This is a genomic window from Komagataeibacter sp. NFXK3 (assembly GCF_054182245.1).
Genome location: NZ_JAPIVJ010000001.1, coordinates 401,972 through 423,844, shown reverse-complemented (window position 1 = coordinate 423,844; position 21,873 = coordinate 401,972). Strand labels below are relative to the sequence as shown.

Sequence of the window (21,873 nt, the reverse complement as noted above, 5' to 3'; positions counted from 1 at the left end):
ATGAGCACCAACATCCCCTCCACCACGGTCGAGCTCAGCTTCGCCCACCCGCCGCGCCTTGCCATCGTGGTCAGCCGCTTCAATGAAGAGGTGACCCATGGCCTGCGTGACGGCGCGCTGGCGTGGCTGAAGGAACACGCCATTTCCATGCGTGATGAAGATGTAATGTATGCACCCGGCGCATATGAACTGCCGCTCATCGCGCAGACGCTGGCAAAGACCGGCCGCTATGATGGCGTGGTGTGCCTTGGCTGCGTGGTGAAGGGAGATACCGCTCATTTCGAGTTCATCAGCCTCGGGGCGGCGGTTGGCCTGCAACAGGCGGCGCTGAACACGGATGTGCCGATCGCCTTTGGCGTGCTGACCACCTACACCGATGAGCAGGCCATCGTCCGCTCGCGCGATGACGTGCACAACAAGGGCCGCGAAGCCGTGGCGGCCTGTGTTGAAAGTCTCGCATTGCTTCAGAAAATCAGAGGCTGTTAAAGTAAGGCCGGGCCACATGAATGGCTGAAAACAGCCTTTCTGCGGTCCTGTTTTGGGTGACAGGGATGGCGGATGCGGCTGCTTACCTTCCTCGCCGGGGCATTCGGTGTCGGTCTTACGATCTGGATGCTGGGGCGTTTCGGCCTGCATGACATCCTCGGGCTGATCGCAGCCGGGGGGTGGAGCATTCCTGCCATCATCATTTTCCATGCAACCCAGGTCTGCGCCTCGGCGCAGGCATGGCGCCTTCTGGCCCAGACCGGGCGGCCAAAGCTGGCCTTTGCCGATTTCTTTGCCCTGCGCTGCGCGCGCGAGGGCATCAACAACCTGCTGCCCGTAGCCCAGGTGGGCGGCGAGGTCATCACCACCCGCCTGCTGGCCCGGCGTGATGACACGGGCATAAAGCAGGCCGCCGCCGCGACCATATGCGACCTGACCATCGAACTGCTCAGCCAGGTCACCTTCACCCTCATCGGGCTCGGGGTGCTGTTCTGCCTCGTCAACCGCTCGCCCGTGACCGATGAACTGATGGAAAGCGCGGGTGCGGCCCTGCTGCTGGGTGCTGTGTTCTTTGGCAGCCAGTACCTGGGCGCCATTGCACTGGTGGAAAAGCTGCTGGTGCGCATCGCCGCCCATCTGGGGTGGGACGGGGTGGACGACATCCGTGGCCTGCATGCGCAGATCCTGACCCTGTACCGCACCCGCGAGAACTCACTGCGCGCGGGTGCGCTGCAACTGCTGGGGTGGTCGCTGGGCACGTTCGAGGTTTTTGTGGTGCTCACGGCGATGGGGCACCCGCTTTCGCTTGCTGACAGTTTCGTGATCGAGAGCGTGGGGCAGGCCGCGAAATCGGCCGGGTTTGCCGTGCCGGGGGCGCTTGGCGTCTCGGAGGGCGGTTATATCCTGATTGGCGGGCTGTTTGGCCTTTCCCCGCAGGAGGGGATCGCGCTGTCGCTCATCAAGCGCCTGCGCGAGATTGCCTGGGGCCTGCCCTCGCTTGTGGCGTGGCAGGTGATGGAAATGCGCTGGGTCCACCCCGATCCCGCCAAGGACATGCGCCTGCCCCACCAGTCCTGACCGGAGCGGATCGGCTTTTTGTAAAAGAGTGTTACCCATCAAATAACTGGCAAGAAAAAATAACAGTTTCCGGGTATCGCCTTTTTTCAGCAAGACAGCATTTTTCAAAGCTTTTTGAAAAATGCTGTCCCAAAAACTTCTTTATGATTTGCCAGTTTTTCCGTGGGCAGGCTTTTCAGGCACGATGAGCCGCGCGGGCCCGCGCAACACAGGGGCCGTGCCCGCAGCGGTAAAGAACCACCTTGCATCGGCACCGCATCATGGGCCAAACCGTACCTCTTCACCGGATGCCGCATTCATGCGGCACGGGATCAGGTTTCTGAAGGGCTGAATACTCGTCATGCTATCGGTACCGCTTGGGCGTCTTGTCGCTTTGTGTTCCCGCCATGCCATTGCTGTCGTGCTGGCGTTTGCCGTGCTGATTGCTGGGGCGACCTATGCCAGCTACGCGCTGCTTGGCGTCACCACCGATACGGACCAGATGTTCTCGTCCTCGCTGGACTGGAAGAAGCGCTCGGACGAGATGGGCCGCCTGTTCCCGCAAAAGCAGGACCAGCTCGTGGCCGTGATCGACGCGGCCCTGCCCGAGGAGGCGCAGCAGACAGCGCTCGGCCTTGCAGCCAGGCTGCGCGGCGACCATGAGCACTTCAATTACGTCACCACCCCCCAGACCGATCCGTACCTGGTGCGCAACGGGCTGATGTTCCTTGACCCCAAGGCGCTCGAGCGCGTGCTTAACACCACCATCACCGCCCAGCCCTTCCTCAGCGAGCTTGCGGCCGACCCTTCGGGGCGCGGGCTGTTCAGCGCGCTCAACCTGATCGCGCTCGGCGTGGCGCAGGGGCAGGCCAACCTTGGCAACTTCCACGCTGCCCTCGATGGCTTCGCCACCACGTTGCAGCATTCGGTCGATGGCACGCCCGAGCCCCTTTCATGGGAGCGGCTGCTGGCGGGTGACCTGGCCGACCTTGGCGGCAAGTTCCAGTTTGTCGTGACCCAGCCCAAGCTGGATTATGATTCCTTCCAGCCCGGCGGCGCGGCATCGGACGCCATCCGCGCTGCCGCCAATGACCTGCCTTTCGTTAAAAGCGGGCGGGCGCATGTGCATATCACGGGCGATACCCAGATCGCGGATGAGGAATTCGCCACCGTGGCCGAAGGCATGGTGGCGGGCCTGCTCGGCTCGCTGGTGCTGGTTACGCTGTGGCTGATTCTGGCGGTGCATACGTGGCGCATCATCGTGCCCATCATCATCACGCTGGTGTCGGGGCTGCTGCTGACCACCGGGTTTGCCGCCATCGTGGTGGGCAAGCTCAACCTGATCTCGGTGGCGTTCGCCATCCTGTTCGTGGGCATCGCGGTGGATTTCGCCATCCAGTTCTCGGTCCGCTTCCGCGCGCAGGCCAACCCTGATGGCACGGCACTCAGCCTGCCCGCAGCCCTCGAGCAGACTGGCAACGAGACCGGCCACCAGATCCTTGTTGCCGCCATGGCCACCTCGGCGGGGTTCCTGGCCTTTACGCCCACCGCCTTCGTGGGGGTTGCGCAGCTGGGGCTGATTGCCGGTTTCGGCATGGTGTTCGCCTTTGTCTGCACGCTCACGCTGCTGCCCGCGCTGCTGCGGCTGTTCCGCCCCACGGCGGGGCATGGCACGATCGGCTTTGCCTTCGCGCGGCCCATCGACACCGCCATCCGCCACCATCGCAAGCCCATCCTTGCAGGCTTCGTGGTGGTGGCGCTGGTGGGGCTGGCGCTGGTGCCGCGCCTGACCTTCGATGCCGACCCGCTGCATACCAAGAACCCCAAATCCGAGGGCATGGTCACGCTGGGCATGCTCATGTCCGAGCCGCAATATTCGCCCTATACGGTCGATGTGCTGATGCCTGACCTCAAGCAGGCGGCCGCCATGTCGGACCGGCTCTCGGGCCTGCCGCTGGTGCATGACGCGCTGTGGCTCGGCTCGATGGTGCCTGCTGACCAGAAGACCAAGCTGCCGCTGATCCAGGATGCGGCCAACATCCTGCTACCCACCCTGATCGTGCCCGACCCCAAGCCCGCGCCCGATGCCGATGCCCTACGCAATGCTGCCGCCAAGACGGCGGGCGATCTGGGTGGCGTGCTGGACAAGCTGCCCGCCAACGACCCGCTGCGCCGCATCCAGTCAGCACTGGCCCAACTGGCGAAGGCTGATGATGCCCGCGTGCTGGCCACCAACGAGGCGCTGGTGCGCTTTTTGCCCATGCAGTTGGACATGCTGCGCGACATGCTGCAGGTGAAGGAAGTGGGCATCAGCGACGTGCCGCAGCAGCTTGCGCGTGACTACCTGCTGCCTGATGGCCGCGCGCTGGTCGAGGTCCACCCCAGCCATGACATGCAGGGCAATCGCGCGCTGCACCAGTATGTGGGCGAGATACAGAAGATCGCCCCCACGGCGGCGGGTTCGGCCATCGACATCGTGCAGAGTGCAGCCACCATGGTGCATGCCTTTGTGACCGCGGCCGGGGCGGCCATTGTCATGATCGCGATCATCCTGGCCGTAGCCCTGCGCAAGCTGCTTGATACCGCGCTGGTGCTGGCCCCGCTGCTGCTTTCCGCACTGATGACGGTCATCCTGATCATCGTGGTGCCCGAGCAGCTCAACTTCGCCAACATCATTGCCCTCCCCCTGCTGCTTGGTGTGGGCGTGTCGTTCAACATCTATTTCGTCATGAACTGGCGGGCGGGCATCAAATCGCCGCTGTCCAGCCCCACGGCGCGCGCGGTGCTGTTCTCGGCGCTGACCACGGGCACGGCGTTCGGCTCGCTTGCGGCCTCGCACCATCCGGGCACGGCCAGCATGGGCCGGCTGCTGCTGCTCTCGCTGGCCTGCACGCTGGTTGCGACCCTGATCTTCGTGCCCGCCCTGCTGCCCAAGCGCGCGATTGACAAGGAATGACCCTGTAGGGGAAACAGCAAAAAGGCCGCATCCCCTCAGGGTGCGGCCTTTTTTAGTTATAAAAGTTTTTGGGTACCGCCTTTTTTCAAAAAGGCGGCGTCTTTTGAAGCTTTTTGAAAAAAGCTTCACCAAAAACTTTTATCTTCAGGACTTGAACCAGACCTCGACCGGCCCCGTCACCTTCATGGTCATGGGGTTGCCAAAACGGTCGGTGCCACGCCCCACGGCCAGGCGCACCCAGCCTTCGCTGATGCAGTATTCCTCGACATTGTTCTTCTCGATGCCCTTGAAGCGCACGCCAATGCCGCGCTCGAGCAGGGCTTCGTCATAAAAAGGGCTGGTCGGATTGACGGACAGGCGATCGGGAGGGGTATCGGTCATGGCTGGTCTTTTTTCCGTATGCTGAACGTGAAACGCTGTCTGACATAGCGCCAATGCCGTTACGCTCCAACACCCTCCGCGCCATCTTCCTCCACTGTGCGGATGGTGGCCTGCCCGCGGGTTATGTCGGTAATGCGCGTGCGCACCTCCGCCTCATGCACCACGGGCACGGTTATGTGCAGGCCCACGCCCTCGGCGCCAAATTCCTCGGCCACGATCTGGCAGTCCATCGCCTCAAGGCGCGCGCGCAGCAGCGCGTGCTCGGAAAAGCCGCAGCCAAAAGTCAGATCCACCATCTCCACAATCGGCACGCGGGGGGCCGTGCGCAGGCATTCCGCCGCCGTGCCGCCATAGGCGCGCACAAGCCCGCCAGCACCCAGCTTGGTGCCGCCAAACCAGCGCGTGACCACGACTACCGTGCGGTCAAAGCCCTGCCCCTCGATCACCTGCAATATGGGGCGCCCCGCCGTGCCGCCCGGCTCGCCCGCGTCATCGCTGCGATAGGTCTGGCCAATCAGGTAGGCCCAGCAGTTATGCGTGGCATCGGGGTCGCTGACGGATGCGATGAACTCCATGGCCTCGGCCGGGGTGGCAACGGGGGCCGCCTGCGCCAGGAAGATGCTTTTTTTCACCTCCCGCTCCAGCATGGCGGGGGCGCTGAGCATGAAGCGTTCCGGCGTGCTCACGCCTCCGCCTCCTCCGTCGCCCCCGTAAACAGGCTGACCAGATCGCCCAGATGCCCGATTTCATGCAGGCCCAGCCCATCGGGCGCGGAAGGCTTGCGGTTGCCGCGTGCGATCCGGCGTGGCAGGAACGCCTGCTCAAAGCCCAGCTTGTGCGCCTCCTTGAGCCGTGTATCGGGCTGCGAGACCTGACGCACCTCGCCTGAAAGCCCGACCTCGCCAAAATAGACCGAGCCCGCGCTGGTGGGCTGGCCGGTCGCGGCAGAAACCAGGGCGGCGGCCACCGCCATGTCGGCCGCAGGCTCGCCCACGCGCAGCCCGCCCGCGATGTTGAGATGCACGTCCATGGCGTTGAGCTTGATGCCGCAACGCGCTTCGAGCACGGCCAGCAGCATGTTCAGCCGCCCCGTCTCCCACCCCACCACGGCACGGCGCGCGCCGCCATCGCCCGCCTTGGGGGAAAGCAGGGCCTGCACCTCGAGCAGCACGGGGCGCGTGCCCTCCATGCCCGCGAATACGGCGGAACCCGCAATGTGGCCCCGCCGCTCGGCCAGGAACAGGGCAGAGGGGTTGGGCACTTCCTCCAGCCCCTGATCGGTCATGGCGAATACGCCAATCTCGTCAGTCGCGCCAAAGCGGTTCTTGGCGGCACGCAGGATGCGGAACTGGTGGCCGCGATCGCCCTCGAAATACATCACCGCATCGACCATGTGCTCGAGCACGCGCGGGCCGGCCAGCGCCCCTTCCTTGGTCACATGCCCCACGAGGATGAGGCTGAAGCCACGCTGCTTGGCCAGCCGGATGAGCTCAAACGCACATGCCCGCACCTGGCTGACGGTGCCCGGCGCGCTCTCCACCGTTTCCATCCACATGGTCTGGATCGAGTCGATCACGACCAGCGCCAGATCCTTCTCCGCCTCGAGCGTTGCCACGATGTCGGCCACGTTGATGGCGGCGGCGAGTTCCAGCGTGGGTGCTTCCAGCCCCAGCCTGCGCGCGCGCATGCGGATCTGGTCCACCGCTTCCTCGCCCGAGATGTACATTACCTTGCGCCCGGCCCGCGCTAGGGCGCAGGCCCCCTGCAGCAGGAGCGTGGACTTGCCGATGCCGGGATCACCGCCCACCAGCACCACCGAGGCCGGCACCAGCCCGCCGCCGAGCACGCGGTCAAGCTCGCCGATATGCGTTTCAATCCGTGGGGGTGGCGGCGTATCGCCCGCAAGGCCGACCAGATTGATGCGCGCGCCGGTGCGCCTGCGCGCATTGGTGCCCCCGGTGGCGGTAGGCTCGACCGTCTCCTCGACAATGCTGTTCCACGCGCCACAGGCATCGCACCGGCCTGACCATTTGGGAAAGACCGCCCCGCAGGACTGGCAGACAAAACGGTTAGCGGGCCGACGCGCCATGATGGCTCCTTGGGCAAGAACAGATCGTGTATATCATATATGGAACGACCGGCCGCCTAGCCAAACGGGGAAAAGTTTTTGGTGAAGCTTTTTTCAAAAAGCTTCAAAAAGAACGCCGCCTTTTTGAAAAAAGGCGGCGCCAAAAAACTTCTGTCTTTTCAATTATTTCCCCACATCCACCTTGATCGGCCCCTCGCGGCGGCCGTGGGTGAACTGGTCCACCACCGGGTTGCCGCTGTCGAACAGGGTGGAAGGCAGGCCCTGCCAGATCAGCCTGCCTTCATAGAGCATGCCCACCCTGTCGCCGATACGCTGGGCGGAGGCCATGTCGTGCGTGATGGCGATGGCGGTGGAGCCGAGCTTGCGCACGCAATCGGCAATCAGCCCGTCAATTACCGCCCCCATGATGGGGTCGAGGCCGGTGGTGGGTTCATCAAAGAACAGGATCTCGGGCCGTGCGGCAATGGCGCGGGCCAGCCCCACGCGCTTTTGCATGCCGCCTGAGAGTTCGGCGGGTGAAAGCGCGCCCACGGCAGGGTCCATGCCCACCTGCTCAAGCAGTTCGCCCGCCCGCGCGCGCGACTGCGCGCGGGTCAGGCGCGGGCCGTGACCCATGCGGGCGGCGGCGGTCAGGCCGAAGGTCACGTTCTCCCACACGCTCAGGCTGTCGAACAGCGCGCCGTTCTGGAACAGCATGCCGATCCGCGCCATGTAGGGCTCGCGCTGGCGGGGCGTAAGCGTGGTCACGTCCACGCCATCAATCTCGATGGAACCTGCATCGGGCGTGATCAGGCCGAGGATGCAGCGCAGCAGCACCGACTTGCCAGTGCCCGAGCCGCCAATGACCACGAACGACGTGCCACCCATCACATCAAGGTCCACCCCATCGAGCACCACCTTGGGGCCAAACGCCTTTTTCAGGCCGCGAATGCGGATCTTGGGGGTCGGGTCGGTCATTGCGAGAAGAACACATCCGTCAGCAGGTAATCGAAGGTCAGCAGCAGGATCGACGCCGCCACCACAGCCGCCGTGGTCGCTGCTCCCACGCCCTCGGCCCCGCCACGGCTATGATAGCCGTGATAGCAGCCCATGAGCGTGATCAGGAAGCCGAAGATGGCCGCCTTGACCAGCCCCACCGTCACATCCATCACCTTGAGCGAGGCGATGGTGGCCGCGATATAGGCGGATGCCGAGAAATCCAGCTTCATCACGCATACGGTAAACCCGCCCAGCACGCCCAGTATGTCGGCGATCAGCACCAGGAAAGGCAGCGCCAGCGTGCCGGCCACCAGCCTTGGCGTGACAAGGTATTTCATGGGGTTGGTGGAGAGCGTGGTCAGCGCGTCGATCTGGTCGGTCACGCGCATGGTGCCGATCTCGGCCGACATGGCCGCCCCCACGCGGCCTGCCACCATCAGCCCCGCCAGCACCGGCCCGAGTTCACGCGTGACCGCAAGGATTACGATGCCCGCAATGGCGTTCTGGGCATGGTACTGGGCAAAGCCGGTATAGGATTGCAGCGCGATCACCCCACCCGAGAACAGGGCGGTCAACGCCACCACGGGCAGCGAGAAATACCCGATCTCGACCAGCGCCCCCCACAGCGTGCGCCAGTAAAACGGCGGGCGGACAACATGCGACAGCGCCACGGCCCCGAACAGCGCCACCTTGCCGGCCATGCGCACCACGTCCAGAACGGCCCTGCCCAGCCCGGCAACAAAATCGAGAATGCCGTTCACCCTGCCTCCCGCGCATAAGGATAACGGCCCGACCACGCAGCAGGCGCGGCCAAGCCTGTCCCTGCCGTAGCGCGGCAGGCCACCCACGTCAAAGCGAAAGCGCATGACCCTGATGGCCGCCTCAGGCCGCGGGAGTTTCCTTCGCCCGGCGTGCGCTGGCATGCCGCCAGATATTGCACGCCACCGTGCAGCACACGCCCGCCATCACCACTACCGCCAGCGGCGTGGGGCTGCGAAAGGTGACATGGCCCAGAATGAAGCCGCTGCCCGCGGCGAGCGAGAACTGGATCGTGCCCATCAGCGCCGAGGCGCTGCCCGCCTGGTGGCCATGGTGGGTAAAGGCCAGCACCGTGGCGTTCGGCCCGATAAAGCCGAGGCTGCCGGTAATGCAGCCCACCAGCACGCACACCAGCAGCGGGTGCGCGGGCCCCGCAACACCTGCCAGCGACAGGGCAAGGCAGGCGGAAGCCGCGATGATGATGGCCAGAATGCCATAATCAAGCAGGCGGGAAAGCGCGACATGATGCACCAGCCGCCCATTGACCTGCGCACAGGCGATGAACACCCCTGCATTGAGCCCGAAGAACAGACCAAACTGCCCCGGCGTAAAACCCAGCAGGTGCTCGAACACCATGGGGGCCGAGGTGATGTAGGCGAACATGACAAAGGAAGAGAAACTGTTGATCAGCGCGCTCGACATGAACACCGGCTCGCGCACCAGCCCTGCGTAGCGGCTGATCATGCCGGTGGGCGAGAACGCGATGCGCCGCTCGGGCGGCATGGTGTCGGGCAGGCTTGCAATGACCGTGACCAGACCCAGCACGCCATAGCCCACCGCAATCCAGAAAATCCAGCGCCAGTGCCCGAACGAGAGCACAAGGCTGCCCAGCGAGGGCGCCAGGATAGGCATGACGCCAAACACCAGCATGAGCTGCGACATGATACGCGCGCCTGCAGCCCCCGTGGCCACGTCGCGCACGATGGCGCGCGGAATGACCGCGCAGGCCGCCCCGCCCAGGGCTGCGATGAACCGGCACAGGCAGAACAGCCCGAAGCCGCCGGCCAGCGCACACCCCACCGAGCCGATGATGAAGAACGCAAGCCCGCCCAGCAGCGGCGCTCTGCGGCCCAGCCGGTCGGAGATGGGGCCCATGCTGAACTGCCCCACCGCCAGCCCCGCAAACCACGCGGCCAGCGTGACCTGGCTGCTGCCCGCATGCCCACCCACGAGTTCACGATCCATGACCGGGAAGGCAGGCAGGTACATATCCGTGGCCAGCGGCCCGATGGCCGTAAGCAGCCCGAGCAGGGCAATCATCCAGAACGGCATGACGGGGGCGGGGCGGCTACGGGCAGGCATGGGAATCCACGGTGGAAGAAACACAACGGCGCGCGACGGGGGCGCCGGTGCATATCCCCGTATTTCAGGCGGGTTGTCCATGCGGTGCGGCTGCATGCAACACATGCATTGCGGGCTGAAAAAGTTTTTGGTGAAGTTTTTTTTCAAAAAAGCTTCGATAACGCCGCCTTCCCTGAAAAAGACGGCGCACCGAAACTTTATCCCTTACGCCCCGCGATGAAGCGCGTGCTCACACGCCAAAACTGGCCACGAGGTCGATCAGCCCCACCTGGCGGTGGCGCTCGAGGCGGGCGGCGACCAGCACGGCGCGGGCCTCGGCAATGGCCTGATCGAGGTCAGAATTGATGATAACGTGATCGAATTCGTTCCAGTGCGAAATCTCGTCCCGCGCGGCCTGCATGCGGCGCGCGATCTCATCGGCCTCATCTGAAGCGCGGCCGTTGAGCCGGCGCTCGAGTTCCTCGATCGAGGGCGGCAGCACGAACAGGCTGATCACGTCATCGGGCAGCGCTTCACGGATCTGGCGGTGGCCCTGCCAGTCAATGTCGAACACCATGTCGCGCCCATCGGCCAGCGCCTGCTCGACCGGCGCGCGCGGCGTGCCGTAGCCACGGCCGAACACGGTGGCCCATTCCAGCATCTCGCCTGCGGCAGCCATGCGGTTGAATTCGTCCATGCTGCGAAAATGGTAATGCACGCCATCACTCTCGCCGGGGCGGGGCTGGCGCGTGGTGACCGAGACCGAGTGCAGCAGTTGCGGCTCGGAGGCGCGCAGGGCATTGGCAATGGTGGACTTGCCAGCGCCCGACGGGGCGGAAATGACCAGGCAGACCCCCCTGCGCCTGACCGGCGCCACGGGGGTTGGGCGGGGGGGGGTGGCAGGCTGGCTCATGCGGCTCTCCTTGGTCGGCGGTCCTGTGCAAATGCAGGCCGGGTAGGCAAACGGGGTAGCGCAGTTCTAACAGGGTGTATGTATTCTGCGAATATGAAACAGGATTCGATACTCATCACAGGCGCCTCGTCCGGAATCGGGCGCGGTCTTGCCCTTGCCCTCGCACGCCCTGGCCGCACGCTGCACCTTGGCGGGCGCAATGCCCGCAACCTCGAGGCCGTGGCCACCGCCTGCATCGCGCGCGGGGCGGATGCCCGCATGAAGGTGCAGGACGTGCGCGACGCGGGCGGCATGGAAGAGTGGATCACGAAGGCAGGCACGCTCGACCTCGTGTTCGCAGGTGCCGGCATTACCGCCTCGACCCGGGGCGGGGCGGATGCGCCCCATGAGCCCGATGCCCAGATCCGCCGCATGTTCGACACCAATGTCGATGGCGTGCTGAACACCGTGCTGCCCGCGCTGCGCGTCATGCGCGGCCAGCCACGCGGGGTGGACGGGGTGCGCGGGCGCATCTGCGCCATGGCCTCGGTGGCGGGGCTGGTGTCATTTCCGGGCACGCCGTCATATTGTGCCTCCAAGGCGGCGGTGGACCGCTTCATGGTGGCGACGGGGGCGAACATGAAGCGCGCGGGCATTGTCATGACCAGTGTGAGCTGCGGGTTTGTTGCCACCCCCATGACCGCTCAGAACAATTTCCACATGCCCGGCCTGACCCAGACAAATGATGCCGTGCGCGCCATCCTGTCCGGCATTGCACGGGGCAAGCGGCGCATCGCCTTCCCGTGGTGGCTGGCGGCGGGCTCGCGCTTCATGGACCTGCTGCCCATCTCGATTGCCGAGCACTACTACTTCCGCCAGCCCGCAGGCCAGGCAGGCACCATGCCCGAAACCGGGCTGACGCCGGACGCCGCCCCTTCTTCATGACCATCAATACCCGCGAGACAGGAACCGGCAGCATGGCCACGGGCACCGGGCGGCAGAAGTGAACCTGTGCCGCGTTTTCATCCTGCGCCCGGTGGCGACCACGCTCATGGCGCTGGCCATCCTGCTTTCAGGCATGTTTGCCTACAGGCTGCTGCCGGTGGGCGACCTGCCCAACATCGCGGTGCCGGTCATCTATGTCATGGCAACGCAGCCCGGCGCCTCGCCGCAGCAGATGGCCACATCCGTCACCACCCCGCTCGAGCGCAGGCTGGGGCAGGTGGCGGGGGTGAGTTCGATTGAATCGGATTCAAGCCAGGACAGCGCCTTCATCCTGCTCATATTCGATGAATCGACCAATATCGACGCCGCCGCCAATGACGTGGAGGCCGCCCTGCGCGCCGCCCGTGCCGACATGCCCGCCACCCTGCAGTCCCAGCCGCAATACTGGAAGGCCAACCCCTCCGACAACCCGATCCTGATCCTGGCCCTCACATCGGACACGCAGCCGGTATCGGAGTTGTACGACATTGCCAAGACCCGCCTGCAACCCCTGCTTGCGCAGGTACAGGGCGTGGGGTGGGTCGAGATCGCGGGCAGTTCCGCGCCCGCCGTGCGGGTGGACATCAACCCCTGGCCCCTGTTCAAATACGGGCTGGGGTTCGAGGATATCCGCTCGGCGCTGGCCTCGGCCAATGCCAACACGCCCAAGGGCATCATCGAAAACGACACGACGCGCGCCATGCTGGCCACCAATGACCAGGCCCGCACCGCCGCCCAGTACCGCGACCTCGTGATCGGCTACCGCGACACCCGCCCCGTGCGGCTGAGCGATGTCGCCACCGTGCGCAACGGCGTGGAGAACGAACGCCAGATCGGCTACCTCAACGGGCACCAGGCGGTCATGGCCATCATCCGCCCGCGCGCGGGTGCGAATGTCATCCGCGTGACCGATGACATCAAGGCCCGCATTCCCGCCCTGCGCACGGCGCTGCCGCGCGGGGTGACGCTAAGCCCGGTGATGGACCGCTCGATCACCATCCGCGCCTCCCTTGCCGATACCAAATGGACGCTGCTGGCCTCGGTCGTACTGGTGGTGGGCGTGGTGCTGGCCTTCCTGCGCACGCCGCGCTCGACGCTGATCCCGGCCATTACCGTGCCCATCTCGCTGGCGGGCACGCTGGCGCTGATGGCGGTGTTCGGCTTCTCGCTCGATATTCTCTCGCTCATGGCGCTGACCATCGCCACGGGCTTTGTTGTAGATGACGCCATCGTGGTGCTGGAAAACATCGCCCGCCACATGGAGGCCGGGCTGAACCGGCGCGAGGCGGCGCTGAAGGGCTCGCGCGAGATCGGATTCACGGTGCTGTCCATCACCATCTCGCTCGTAGCCGTGTTCCTGCCGCTGCTTTTGCTGGCGGGCACGCCGGGCAAGGTGTTCTTCGAGTTTTCGATGACGCTGGCCATCACGGTCACGGTGTCGCTGCTGCTGGCGCTGAGCCTCACCCCCATGATGTGCAGCCTGTTCCTTGAAGTGGGCGAGATCGCCCCCCTGCCCCCCACCGCCCCGTGGTGGCGCCGGTGGCCGCGCCAGGCAGGCGACTGGCTGGAGGCGGGATACCAGCACCTGCTGCGTGCCTACGAACGCACGCTTGACGTGGCACTGCGCCACCATGTGCTCACCGCCCTGACCCTGCCCGCAAGCCTTGCGGTGATGATCGGCGTGATCGTGCTCATGCCCAAGGGCATCTTGCCCAAGGAGGACGTGGCCATGGTCATGAGCTTCTTCCGCGCCGACCAGACCACCTCGTTCCCCGCCATGAAGGAAAAGATACGCGCCATCAGCAACGCGCTCTCGACCGACCCGGACACGGAGGAGGTCGTGGCCTTTTCAGGCGATACCAACATCGAGGGGCAGGCCTTCGCGCAGTTGCACGACCGCACGCGCCGCCGCGACAGCATCGATGACATGATCGCGCGCGTGCATGAGCGCCTCGCCGCGATACCGGGGCTGGACATATCGCTGTTCTCGGCCGGTGACATCAGCGGCGGCGGCGGGCGGCAGAAGGAGGGCGCCTACCGCTACCAGCTCACCAGCGACAATGCCGATGACCTGTACAAATGGGCCCCGATCCTGACGGCTGCGCTGCGCACGAACCCGGTGATGCGTGATGTCACGACCGATGTCATGAACAATGGCGCCGCCATCCATGCCGACATCATACGCGACCTCGCCGCGCGTTACCTCATTACGCCGCAACTGGTCAGCAACACGCTGTATGATGCCTTTGGCCAGCGCACGGCGTCCAACATCTCCACCCCGCTCACCACCTATCATGTGGTGATGGAAGTGGCGGATGCGTACCGCACCAGCCCCGAGATCCTTAGTTCCATGCGCATTTCCACCTCCGGCGGGAGTGCGGGCGGTGGCACGGTGTCGAACACGGTGCGCGCGCGCACGACCACCACCACGCAGGCCAGCCGCAGCACGCAGCTCAGCCAGCAATCCTTTCGCAACCAGATCGCCAACCGGCTGGCAGGCGGGGCCGGGGCCTCGAACGGGTCGGCTGTCTCGTCAAGCACCGAGACCATGATCCCGCTCTCCGATGTGGCGCGCCTTGAGCCGCGTGTCACGCCCATCACCGTCTCGCACCAGGACGGGTTCGTCTCGGCGGCCATTTCCTTTGACCTCGCACCCGGCATGGCGCTGAGCGATGCCTCCGCCGCCATTGCGGACACCATGATCCGGCTGCATGTGCCGCCCTCCATCCATGGCGGCTTCAGCGGGCAGGCGGCGCAGTTCAAATCCGCCATCATCAACGAGGTGCTGATCTTCATCGCGGCCCTTGTCACGATCTACGTGACCCTGGGCATATTGTATGAAAGCTACATCCACCCGCTGACCATCATGTCCACCCTGCCCTCGGCGGGGGTGGGGGCGGTGCTTGCCCTGTGGGCGCTGGGGCAGGAGTTCTCGCTCATCACCATGATCGGGATGATCCTGCTCGTCGGCATCGTGAAGAAAAACGCCATCCTGATCGTGGATTTCGCGCTGCATGCCGAGCGTGACCGGGGCATGGACCCCGCTCCCGCCATACGCGAGGCATGCATCCAGCGCTTCCGCCCCATTCTCATGACCTCGCTTGCGGCAGCCCTTGGCGCCGTGCCGCTGATTACCAATAGCGGCTACGGCATGGAAATGCGCCGCCCGCTGGGCATTACGGTGGTGGGCGGGCTGATGATGAGCCAGTTGCTGACACTCTACACCACGCCGGTCATCTATCTGTACATGGAGCGCATCCGTGTCGGCACGCGACGGCTGGGCCAGCGCCTGCGCACGCGGATGCGGCGATAAGCATTTGTTTGAACATTAAAAGCTTCACCAGAAACTTTTTCCTGATTGCAGGTCATTCCTGGGATGGCATTTCAGGCCGCCAAAAAAATTTTCCCAAAGCGAAAAAAGGGGCTTGCGGGGTGCAAGCACCTCGGCTAGAAACCGCCTCACAGCGCACCCGTAGCTCAACTGGATAGAGCACCAGACTACGAATCTGGGGGTTAGAGGTTCGAGTCCTTTCGGGTGCGCCACTTTCCTTAAAAATCTGGTCAGGCTGAACGTGGCATCTCAGGCAGATACCTGTTGCGTTTTTGCGGTCGTGACCGGATGCGCCACCATCCATCCTCCCCTATGCAACTTCCCCCGCCACGCGCGGTTCTACGGCGTGGCGCAGGGCGGGTCATGCCTGCGTTCTGGCATGAAGGATGAAGGCAATGGGCTACCGTTCACTCATGATGGGCGCACTCGCCGGCTTTGGCCTGATGGGGGGCCTGCCCCTGGCCATGGCGCAGACCCCCGCAGCACCCAACCCGCAGGCGATCCTGGCGGCGGCACCCGGTGCGCGGCTGGCGGGGTACCTCAATTTCTGCATCGGCAACGGGCTTGCCCGGCATGATGAGGCAACGCCGCTGCTGGTCGCGCTGATTGAAAAGACCCATGCCGTGCCGCCCGATGAAAAAGGCAACATGGATTACGCCTACGGCACGGCAGGCGTGCTGCACCCCGGCACGCCCGAGCGGGCACGGCTGACGGATCTCGACATACCCCAGCGCCGCGACCTGTGCGCGCAGGCGGTGCAAAAAGCCGGTATGGGCGCGTAATGACCTGCGGGCCGTAAAATCATGCGCCCCGCCCGCCACCTGATGAAAAAGAGAGCGTGCCCAGCCCCCGCCGGGCTGCTACACTACGGGCTGATTTTTCCGTCGTCTGATTCAGGAACCGAGAATGAGCGGGCCCAGCCTCCCCGAACATAGCACCACGCCTGCGCAGCCTGCCTCGGGTGGCGTCCTTTCATGGATTGACCGCAGGCTTCCCGTCATCAGCGGGTTTCGCAAGGAATATATCGATTTCCTCATGCCAGCGAACCTCAACGCGCTGTGGAATTTCGGGGCGATTCTGACTGCGGTGCTGGTGCTCATGCTGGCCACCGGCATCTTCCTGGCCATGAACTACACGCCCACGGCCAGCGGGGCGTTCGCCTCGGTCGAGATGATCGAGCGCCAGCTGCCCGGCGGGTGGATGCTGCGCGCGCTGCATGTAACAGGCGCCAGCCTGTTCATGGCGGCCCTTTATATCCATCTCTTCCGGGGGCTGTATTACGGCTCGTACAAGCAGCCGCGCGAGATCCTGTGGCTCAGCGGGCTGGGCCTGCTGCTCATGGTCATGGTCACGGCGTTTGCGGGCTACGTGCTGCCGTGGGGGCAGATGTCGTACTGGGGCGCCGACGTGGCGGGCAAGGCCGTGGGCGCCGTGCCGGGCATCGGCCCCATGCTTGAACACATCATGGAAGGCAGCGACACGCTGGGCGATATCTTCATTCACCGCTTCTTCGTGCTGCACTTCCTCATGGCGTTCGCGATCGTGGCGGTGGTGGGGCTGCATGTGGCGGCACTGCATGTGAGCGGGCCGAACAACCCCAGCGGCAGGCCGGTGCCCGCAAAGGAGAGCGTGCCCTTTCACCCCTATTACACCACCAAGGACCTGACCGGGCTCGTGCTGTTCGCGCTGGTGTTTGCAGCCCTTGCCTTCCTGTGGCCCGACCTGTTGAGCGAGCCGGAAAACTACCGCCCCGCCAACCCCATGCACACGCCTGCCGATATCGAGCCGGAATGGTATTTCCTGCCGTTTTACGGGCTGCTGCAATCCGTGCCCTCCAAATTCGGCGGGCTGGTGGCGGCTGCGGGTTCCATCCTCATCCTGTTCGTGGTGCCGTGGCTTGACCGCTCGCCCATCCGCTCGGCACGCGAGCGCCCGGCCTGCCGCCTTGGCATGGCGGGGCTGGTCATCGCCTTCGTGATGATGGGGCTGGTCGGCCGCCACCATGCCGAAGGGGGCTGGATGATCGCGGGACGGATCGCAGCGCTTTACTACTTCAGCTACTTCCTCGTGCTGCTGCCGCTCTGTGCGCGGCGTGAAATGAACCGGGCTGCCGCATAAGTCCTGCCCACGCGGTCCTGCATCCGTGACTTGACGCAGCTTGCGCCTGCCCACACTGTGCCGCCTGACCGGGGTGCCCCTCCATTGATGGGCTGAGATCATACCCGTTGAACCTGATCTGGGTCATGCCAGCGAAGGGAGACAGCACGGCCCCGCCACGGGGCCATGATACCGCTCCCTGCCTGCCGCGCATGCCCCATGTCCATGCTGGCCAGGGGGGCCTTTGATACCATGCACATCTTCAGGCACGCGCTGGGCATGATGGCCATTGCGGCCTGCACGCTCATGGCCCGGCCCGCCATGGCAGCAGGGCAGCCGGTCACGGTCGTGCTGGACTGGTTCCTCAATGCCGACCATGCCAGCCTGCTGGCCGCGCAGTACAGCGGGGCGTTTGCCCGCCACGGGCTGGATGTCAAACTCATCGCCCCCGCCGATCCCGGCTCACCGCCGCGCCTGGTGGCCGCCGGGCAGGCCGATCTTGCCGTGTCCTATCAGGCGCAGCTTGGCATGCTGGCCGACCAGGACATTCCGCTGGTGCGCGTGGGCACGCTGATCGATACGCCGCTGAACGTGCTCATCACCGGCGCAGATATTCACGACCTTGCGGCACTCAAGGGCAGGACCATCGGCATTTCCATGCCCGGCGTGGATGATGCCTCGCTTGACGCCATGCTGCATTCGGTGGGGCTGGGCCTGGGCGATGTCAGGCAGGTGAATGTCAATTTCCAGCTTGAGCAGGCCCTGATCAGCCATGCGGTGGATGGCGTGATCGGCGCGGTGCGCACCTATGAACTGCTCGACCTGCAGCAGAAGGGCATCAAGGTTTCCGCCTTCTACCCCGAAGAACATGGCGTGCCGATCGCCGATGAACTGATTTTCCTCGCCGCCCGCTCTCATGGGCATGATGCGTGGGTAAAAGCCTTCATGGAGGCGCTGGCCGAGGGCACGAACACGCTGATCAACCACCCCGACGCCATTCTGGCCCAGGCCATTCATGACCACCCGGAACTCGATACGCCACTCAACCGCGCGGCCTGGCAGGCCACGCTGCCGCGCCTGTGCAAGCAGCCCGCCCTGCTCAACCGGCCGCGCTATGAGGCCTTTGCCGCCTTCCTGCACGCGCACGGGCTGATGACGCATGACATTGCGCTGGAACAGTACGCGCTGGATCCCTTCAGCAGTCCCGCATCACCCTGAATAGTAAAGCTTCAAGGAACACCGCCTTTTTGAAAAAAGGCGGCACCTAAAAACTTTTATTTTCAATCGACCTGGTTCTCGAGCATTTCCTGCTTGTGCGGCAGGAAGGTGGTCACGCGCAGGCCATGCCACGCGACGATGCTGTCACCCAGGAACATGGCCAGCGCGATGACCGTGCACACCAGCGCATTGCCAAACATGAGCACCAGCCACCAGGCAATGGCGGAATCACGCACGCTGCCCAGAAAGAGCGCGAAAGCGGACCCGCAGGCCGAAGCCCCGCCCACGCCGCCAAACAGGATGGCGGCATCAAGCAGCAGGGTGCGATAATGCAGGTGGGTCAGGCGGCGCAGCAGCACGGCGCTGCTTTCACTGCCCTTCTTGTCATCGGCATTTTCCAGCTTGTCGCGCACGGTCTCGATATGGTCGCTGACGCGCGCAAGCCGCGTGTTGAACATGTTGAGCAGCGTGCCGATGCCTGACAGCATGAATACCGGCGTCAGCGCCGTCTGGATCAGGTGGGCAACGCCATCAACAGATTCATCAGGCACAAGGCCGGGAAAAGGGGACACGGGCAGGCATATCCTTGGCTGCGGGCAACCGTGCGTTTTTTGGGGTTATCCGCCGCCCCGTCAAGGGGCAGACTTGCGCCCTGAAGGTGGTTGAAAAGCGCGTTCCCCAAACATCAAGCACTCATAAGGACGTTTGTGGGGAACGCTTTTTGGAAAAAACGGAGGCACCCATGTCCCATAACTACGCAACGCCGCTTACACCCGAGAAAAGGCAGGCCCGCGTGCTGGCGCGCATTCCCGCCCCCTGGGGCATCACTATCGAACGCCTGCCCGAAGCGCCTGATGCCGCATGCTGGCGCGCGCGCCTCGACGTGCCCGGACACCCCCCGCAGGACTGGACCGCGCCCGCGCCCACCATGGTCGATGCGCTGGAGCAGGCCTGGCGGCAGGCCCGCACCCTGCTGGCCTGAACCGGCGGGCACGGAAGATACGGTCAAGAATTAAGTTAATAAAATACAAACACAGCTTTGTGAGGATATGCTGTGTATTTCTATGGCGGCAACCGACCTGCCCATGCCGTTTTATTGAACAGAAACCATGAACGGGACCGAACACGATTGTTTGATGGATCTTTGCACTCCTTGCGAAACCGGACTGTTCCAGTCCACCTGGCACCCTGACGTACTGCTCAGTCGCACACCACAAGACCGAAAACGCACATGTGTTCCGTTATGACCATTTTTTGAACATTGCATAAAAAAAAAGGAAGATTAACCAACGAATCCATAACAGAACCGGCCCCGAGCACCCTGCTTCTCCCACCATTGGGGGAGGAGTCCCTGCACGCTCCCGCGCCCTGCGGCCCGTGCACTCCCGCCTGCCAGGGCCAGCAGGGGCCATTGACCCGCCGGGTTTTATACAACAGGAATGCGCATAGGGAGTTTAATACTATGTCGGCAGGAAAATTGGCGCGTATTGGCGCGGTGGTTGTTATGGCAAGCGGGGGGGCGTCGCTTGCCTATGTCGATGAGGCATGGGCTGACGATTATAGTGAACTTCTCGATATCCTGAAGGCCAAGGGCAGCCTGACGCAGGGTGAATATCGCGGCCTGCTCGCCCATCACCTGCAACATGTGCATGAGGCTGCGGCCAGCGCGGCCCGCACGCAGCAATACGTGCCTGCTGCCCGCCACATGGGCACGACAGCCGGCCATGCCCCCATGCGCACCGCCATGGGGCAGGCGGTCCAGCCCCCAGGCCAGATCGAGATTGGCGGCAACGGCATGGACCCCGACTATGTGCTGGCCCAGGCGCAGCAGGCAGCGGCCAACGCGCAGGCCAGCGCGGCCTCGGCTGAGTCCACCTGGCTTGCCGCCCAGCATTCCATGGGGCTTGGCGGCGGCAACTCGCTGGTGCGGATGGAGAAATACGTGCCCGGCAAGGGCCTGACCTTCAAGGCCGGGCCGATCGACATCAACCTCTCGGGCTTCATCAACGGGTTCTATACCTATAACAGCCCCGCTGGCGGCATGCCGGTGGCGGGCGGCGTCTCGTCAGGATCGAGCGGGTTCGATTCCTCGGCGCTGCGTAACGGCCTGCTGCCCGCGGGCCTGATCCTCAAGCTTTCAACCACGCAGAACGGCATCGACCTTGCCGCCGTGATGGGCATGTATCCCGGTATCGACAATGCCAAGAACGGCGCCTTCAACGCCAATACCGGCGGCAGCCCGGTGGGCCTTGGCACCGCCGGCATCGATTTTCGTCAGGTTTACGTGACGGCGGGCAACAAGAAATGGGGCACGTTCAAGATCGGTCGTGACCTTGGCATCTTCGGTGGCGATGCCATCCTTGATGACGCGACGCTGCTCAGCGTGGGCTCCACCGGCAGCAACTCGGCGCCGGGCAATACCTCACTTGGCCGTATTGGCGTCGGTTACGTGTATGCCGACTGGATTCCGCAGATTTCCTACCAGTCGCCCACCATCAAGGGCTTCCAGGGCACGATCGGCATCCTGCAGCCGCTTGATGAGTTCGATTTCTCGGGCACGGATGGTAGCGGCAACGACTACTCGGCCTCCTCTACGCAGCACAGTTCGCCCATGATCCAGGGCAAGGTGACGTACGACTTCAAGGTCGGTGGCCTTACGGCGCGCATCTGGGCCAGTTTCCTGACACAGCACCAGCAGGATCTGACCCGCAACGAGATGACAATGGGGGCGGCTTCTCCCGTCCTGATCGATGGGGCTGCCCATACGCTGTCTACCGAGGCCAGCACGGCAGTGCCGGTTGTTCCCGGCCAGAAGCGTGGCGTTACGGCGGAAGCGGGCGAAATCGGCACCAAGCTGACCTACGGCCCGGCGCAGTTCGTGGGCTACTACTATCGCGGCAGCGGCCTTGGCACGACCGGGCTATTCTTCGATGGCGTGGCCAGCAATGGCCGCAAGCGCGCATCGGAAGGCTACTATGTCCAGATGATGTATAACTTCACCAAGAAGTTCAAACTCGTGGGCAGCTATGGTGTCAGTAACCTGTATCTGGCACCGGGCGAGAAAGACCCCGACCTCGTGCGCCGCAATGAATCCGAAGTGGGTGCCGCCTACTACAAGATGACCGACTGGCTGAACCTTGTGGCCGAATACGCCCATACCAGTTCCGCAGCCCACGGCCCCTACAAGGAAAGCGACAACAGTGCCTCGGGCGGTATGATCCTGCTGTTCTGAGCCCCTCCCCCCAAAAACAAAAAAGGCGCTGCCGGGCAGAACCCGCGCAGCGCCTTTTGTTTAAGAAGTTCTT

At 64.2% G+C, this 21,873-nt stretch carries 18 protein-coding genes, 1 tRNA gene and 1 riboswitch; of the genes, 11 read left to right on the top strand and 8 right to left on the bottom strand.

The genetic code is table 11. The features are described from left to right. From ribH to OQZ28_RS02065, 3 genes are all read left to right on the top strand, one after another. Positions 1-486 carry a 6,7-dimethyl-8-ribityllumazine synthase gene (gene ribH, locus OQZ28_RS02075; protein ID WP_061275522.1) on the top strand — a complete coding sequence of 162 codons (486 nt, stop codon included), beginning with the start codon at positions 1-3 and terminating at the stop codon, positions 484-486. Between the two features lie 72 nt (positions 487-558). Next, positions 559-1,563, top strand: coding sequence for a lysylphosphatidylglycerol synthase domain-containing protein (locus tag OQZ28_RS02070; RefSeq protein WP_458135000.1), 1,005 nt, complete (start codon positions 559-561; stop codon positions 1,561-1,563). A gap of 340 nt (positions 1,564-1,903) precedes the next feature. Beyond that, a complete protein-coding gene (locus OQZ28_RS02065) occupies positions 1,904-4,498 on the top strand; it encodes an MMPL family transporter (protein ID WP_458134999.1) in 2,595 nt (864 codons plus the stop codon). Positions 4,499-4,642: 144 nt separating this feature from the next. On the opposite strand, the gene OQZ28_RS02060 is transcribed toward OQZ28_RS02065, so the two are convergent. The 7 genes from OQZ28_RS02060 to gmk form a co-directional block, all read right to left on the bottom strand. Continuing rightward, positions 4,643-4,879 carry a DUF3297 family protein gene (locus tag OQZ28_RS02060; RefSeq protein ID WP_061275528.1) on the bottom strand — a complete coding sequence of 79 codons (237 nt, stop codon included), beginning with the start codon at positions 4,877-4,879 and terminating at the stop codon, positions 4,643-4,645. A 59-nt stretch (positions 4,880-4,938) separates the two neighbouring features. Then, positions 4,939-5,565 (bottom strand): IMPACT family protein, encoded by a 627-nt coding sequence (locus tag OQZ28_RS02055; RefSeq protein ID WP_458134998.1) that lies wholly within the window; start codon positions 5,563-5,565, stop codon positions 4,939-4,941. Further along, positions 5,562-6,968: a DNA repair protein RadA gene (gene radA / locus OQZ28_RS02050; protein WP_458134997.1), complete on the bottom strand. Its 1,407-nt coding sequence runs from the start codon at positions 6,966-6,968 to the stop codon at positions 5,562-5,564. The genes OQZ28_RS02055 and radA overlap by 4 nt, the downstream gene beginning before the upstream one ends. Positions 6,969-7,130: 162 nt before the next feature. After that, positions 7,131-7,925 carry an ABC transporter ATP-binding protein gene (locus OQZ28_RS02045; RefSeq protein ID WP_130730860.1) on the bottom strand — a complete coding sequence of 265 codons (795 nt, stop codon included), beginning with the start codon at positions 7,923-7,925 and terminating at the stop codon, positions 7,131-7,133. After that, positions 7,922-8,707, bottom strand: a complete 786-nt coding sequence (locus OQZ28_RS02040; protein ID WP_458135023.1) for an MlaE family ABC transporter permease — start codon at positions 8,705-8,707, stop codon at positions 7,922-7,924. Before OQZ28_RS02040 ends, OQZ28_RS02045 begins: the two co-directional genes overlap by 4 nt. A gap of 121 nt (positions 8,708-8,828) precedes the next feature. Further along, positions 8,829-10,067, bottom strand: a complete 1,239-nt coding sequence (locus OQZ28_RS02035) for a multidrug effflux MFS transporter (protein ID WP_458134996.1) — start codon at positions 10,065-10,067, stop codon at positions 8,829-8,831. A gap of 229 nt (positions 10,068-10,296) precedes the next feature. After that, complete coding sequence (gmk, locus tag OQZ28_RS02030; protein WP_458134995.1) at positions 10,297-10,959, bottom strand: guanylate kinase; 663 nt, start codon at positions 10,957-10,959, stop codon at positions 10,297-10,299. A gap of 93 nt (positions 10,960-11,052) precedes the next feature. On the opposite strand from gmk, the gene OQZ28_RS02025 reads away from it, so the two are divergent. The 6 genes from OQZ28_RS02025 to OQZ28_RS02000 all read left to right on the top strand — a co-directional run bounded on the left by OQZ28_RS02025 (position 11,053) and on the right by OQZ28_RS02000 (position 18,568). After that, positions 11,053-11,883 carry an SDR family NAD(P)-dependent oxidoreductase gene (locus tag OQZ28_RS02025; protein WP_458134994.1) on the top strand — a complete coding sequence of 277 codons (831 nt, stop codon included), beginning with the start codon at positions 11,053-11,055 and terminating at the stop codon, positions 11,881-11,883. Positions 11,884-11,941: 58 nt separating this feature from the next. Further along, a complete protein-coding gene (locus OQZ28_RS02020) occupies positions 11,942-15,235 on the top strand; it encodes an efflux RND transporter permease subunit (protein WP_458134993.1) in 3,294 nt (1,097 codons plus the stop codon). Positions 15,236-15,388: 153 nt separating this feature from the next. Then, a tRNA-Arg gene (locus tag OQZ28_RS02015) sits at positions 15,389-15,465 on the top strand. A 183-nt stretch (positions 15,466-15,648) separates the two neighbouring features. Further along, the gene (locus OQZ28_RS02010; RefSeq protein ID WP_242621736.1) at positions 15,649-16,035 is read left to right on the top strand and encodes a hypothetical protein; all 387 of its coding nucleotides are present in this window, start codon (positions 15,649-15,651) and stop codon (positions 16,033-16,035) included. A 124-nt stretch (positions 16,036-16,159) separates the two neighbouring features. Further along, positions 16,160-17,371 carry a cytochrome b gene (locus tag OQZ28_RS02005; RefSeq protein WP_458134992.1) on the top strand — a complete coding sequence of 404 codons (1,212 nt, stop codon included), beginning with the start codon at positions 16,160-16,162 and terminating at the stop codon, positions 17,369-17,371. Between the two features lie 59 nt (positions 17,372-17,430). Further along, a riboswitch (TPP riboswitch) is annotated at positions 17,431-17,528 on the top strand. A gap of 74 nt (positions 17,529-17,602) precedes the next feature. Then, a complete protein-coding gene (locus tag OQZ28_RS02000; protein ID WP_458134991.1) occupies positions 17,603-18,568 on the top strand; it encodes an ABC transporter substrate-binding protein in 966 nt (321 codons plus the stop codon). A gap of 62 nt (positions 18,569-18,630) precedes the next feature. Here OQZ28_RS02000 and OQZ28_RS01995 read toward each other — a convergent pair whose 3' ends face one another. Beyond that, on the bottom strand, positions 18,631-19,140 hold the full coding sequence (locus tag OQZ28_RS01995; RefSeq protein WP_165399110.1) for a DUF2721 domain-containing protein: 510 nt from the start codon (positions 19,138-19,140) through the stop codon (positions 18,631-18,633). A 170-nt stretch (positions 19,141-19,310) separates the two neighbouring features. Here OQZ28_RS01995 and OQZ28_RS01990 point away from each other — a divergent pair, with 170 nt between their 5' ends. Then, positions 19,311-19,550: a hypothetical protein gene (locus OQZ28_RS01990; RefSeq protein WP_130730852.1), complete on the top strand. Its 240-nt coding sequence runs from the start codon at positions 19,311-19,313 to the stop codon at positions 19,548-19,550. 480 nt (positions 19,551-20,030) lie between these two features. Further along, complete coding sequence (locus OQZ28_RS01985) at positions 20,031-21,800, top strand: porin (protein WP_458134990.1); 1,770 nt, start codon at positions 20,031-20,033, stop codon at positions 21,798-21,800. The last annotated feature ends 73 nt before the right edge of the window (positions 21,801-21,873 follow it).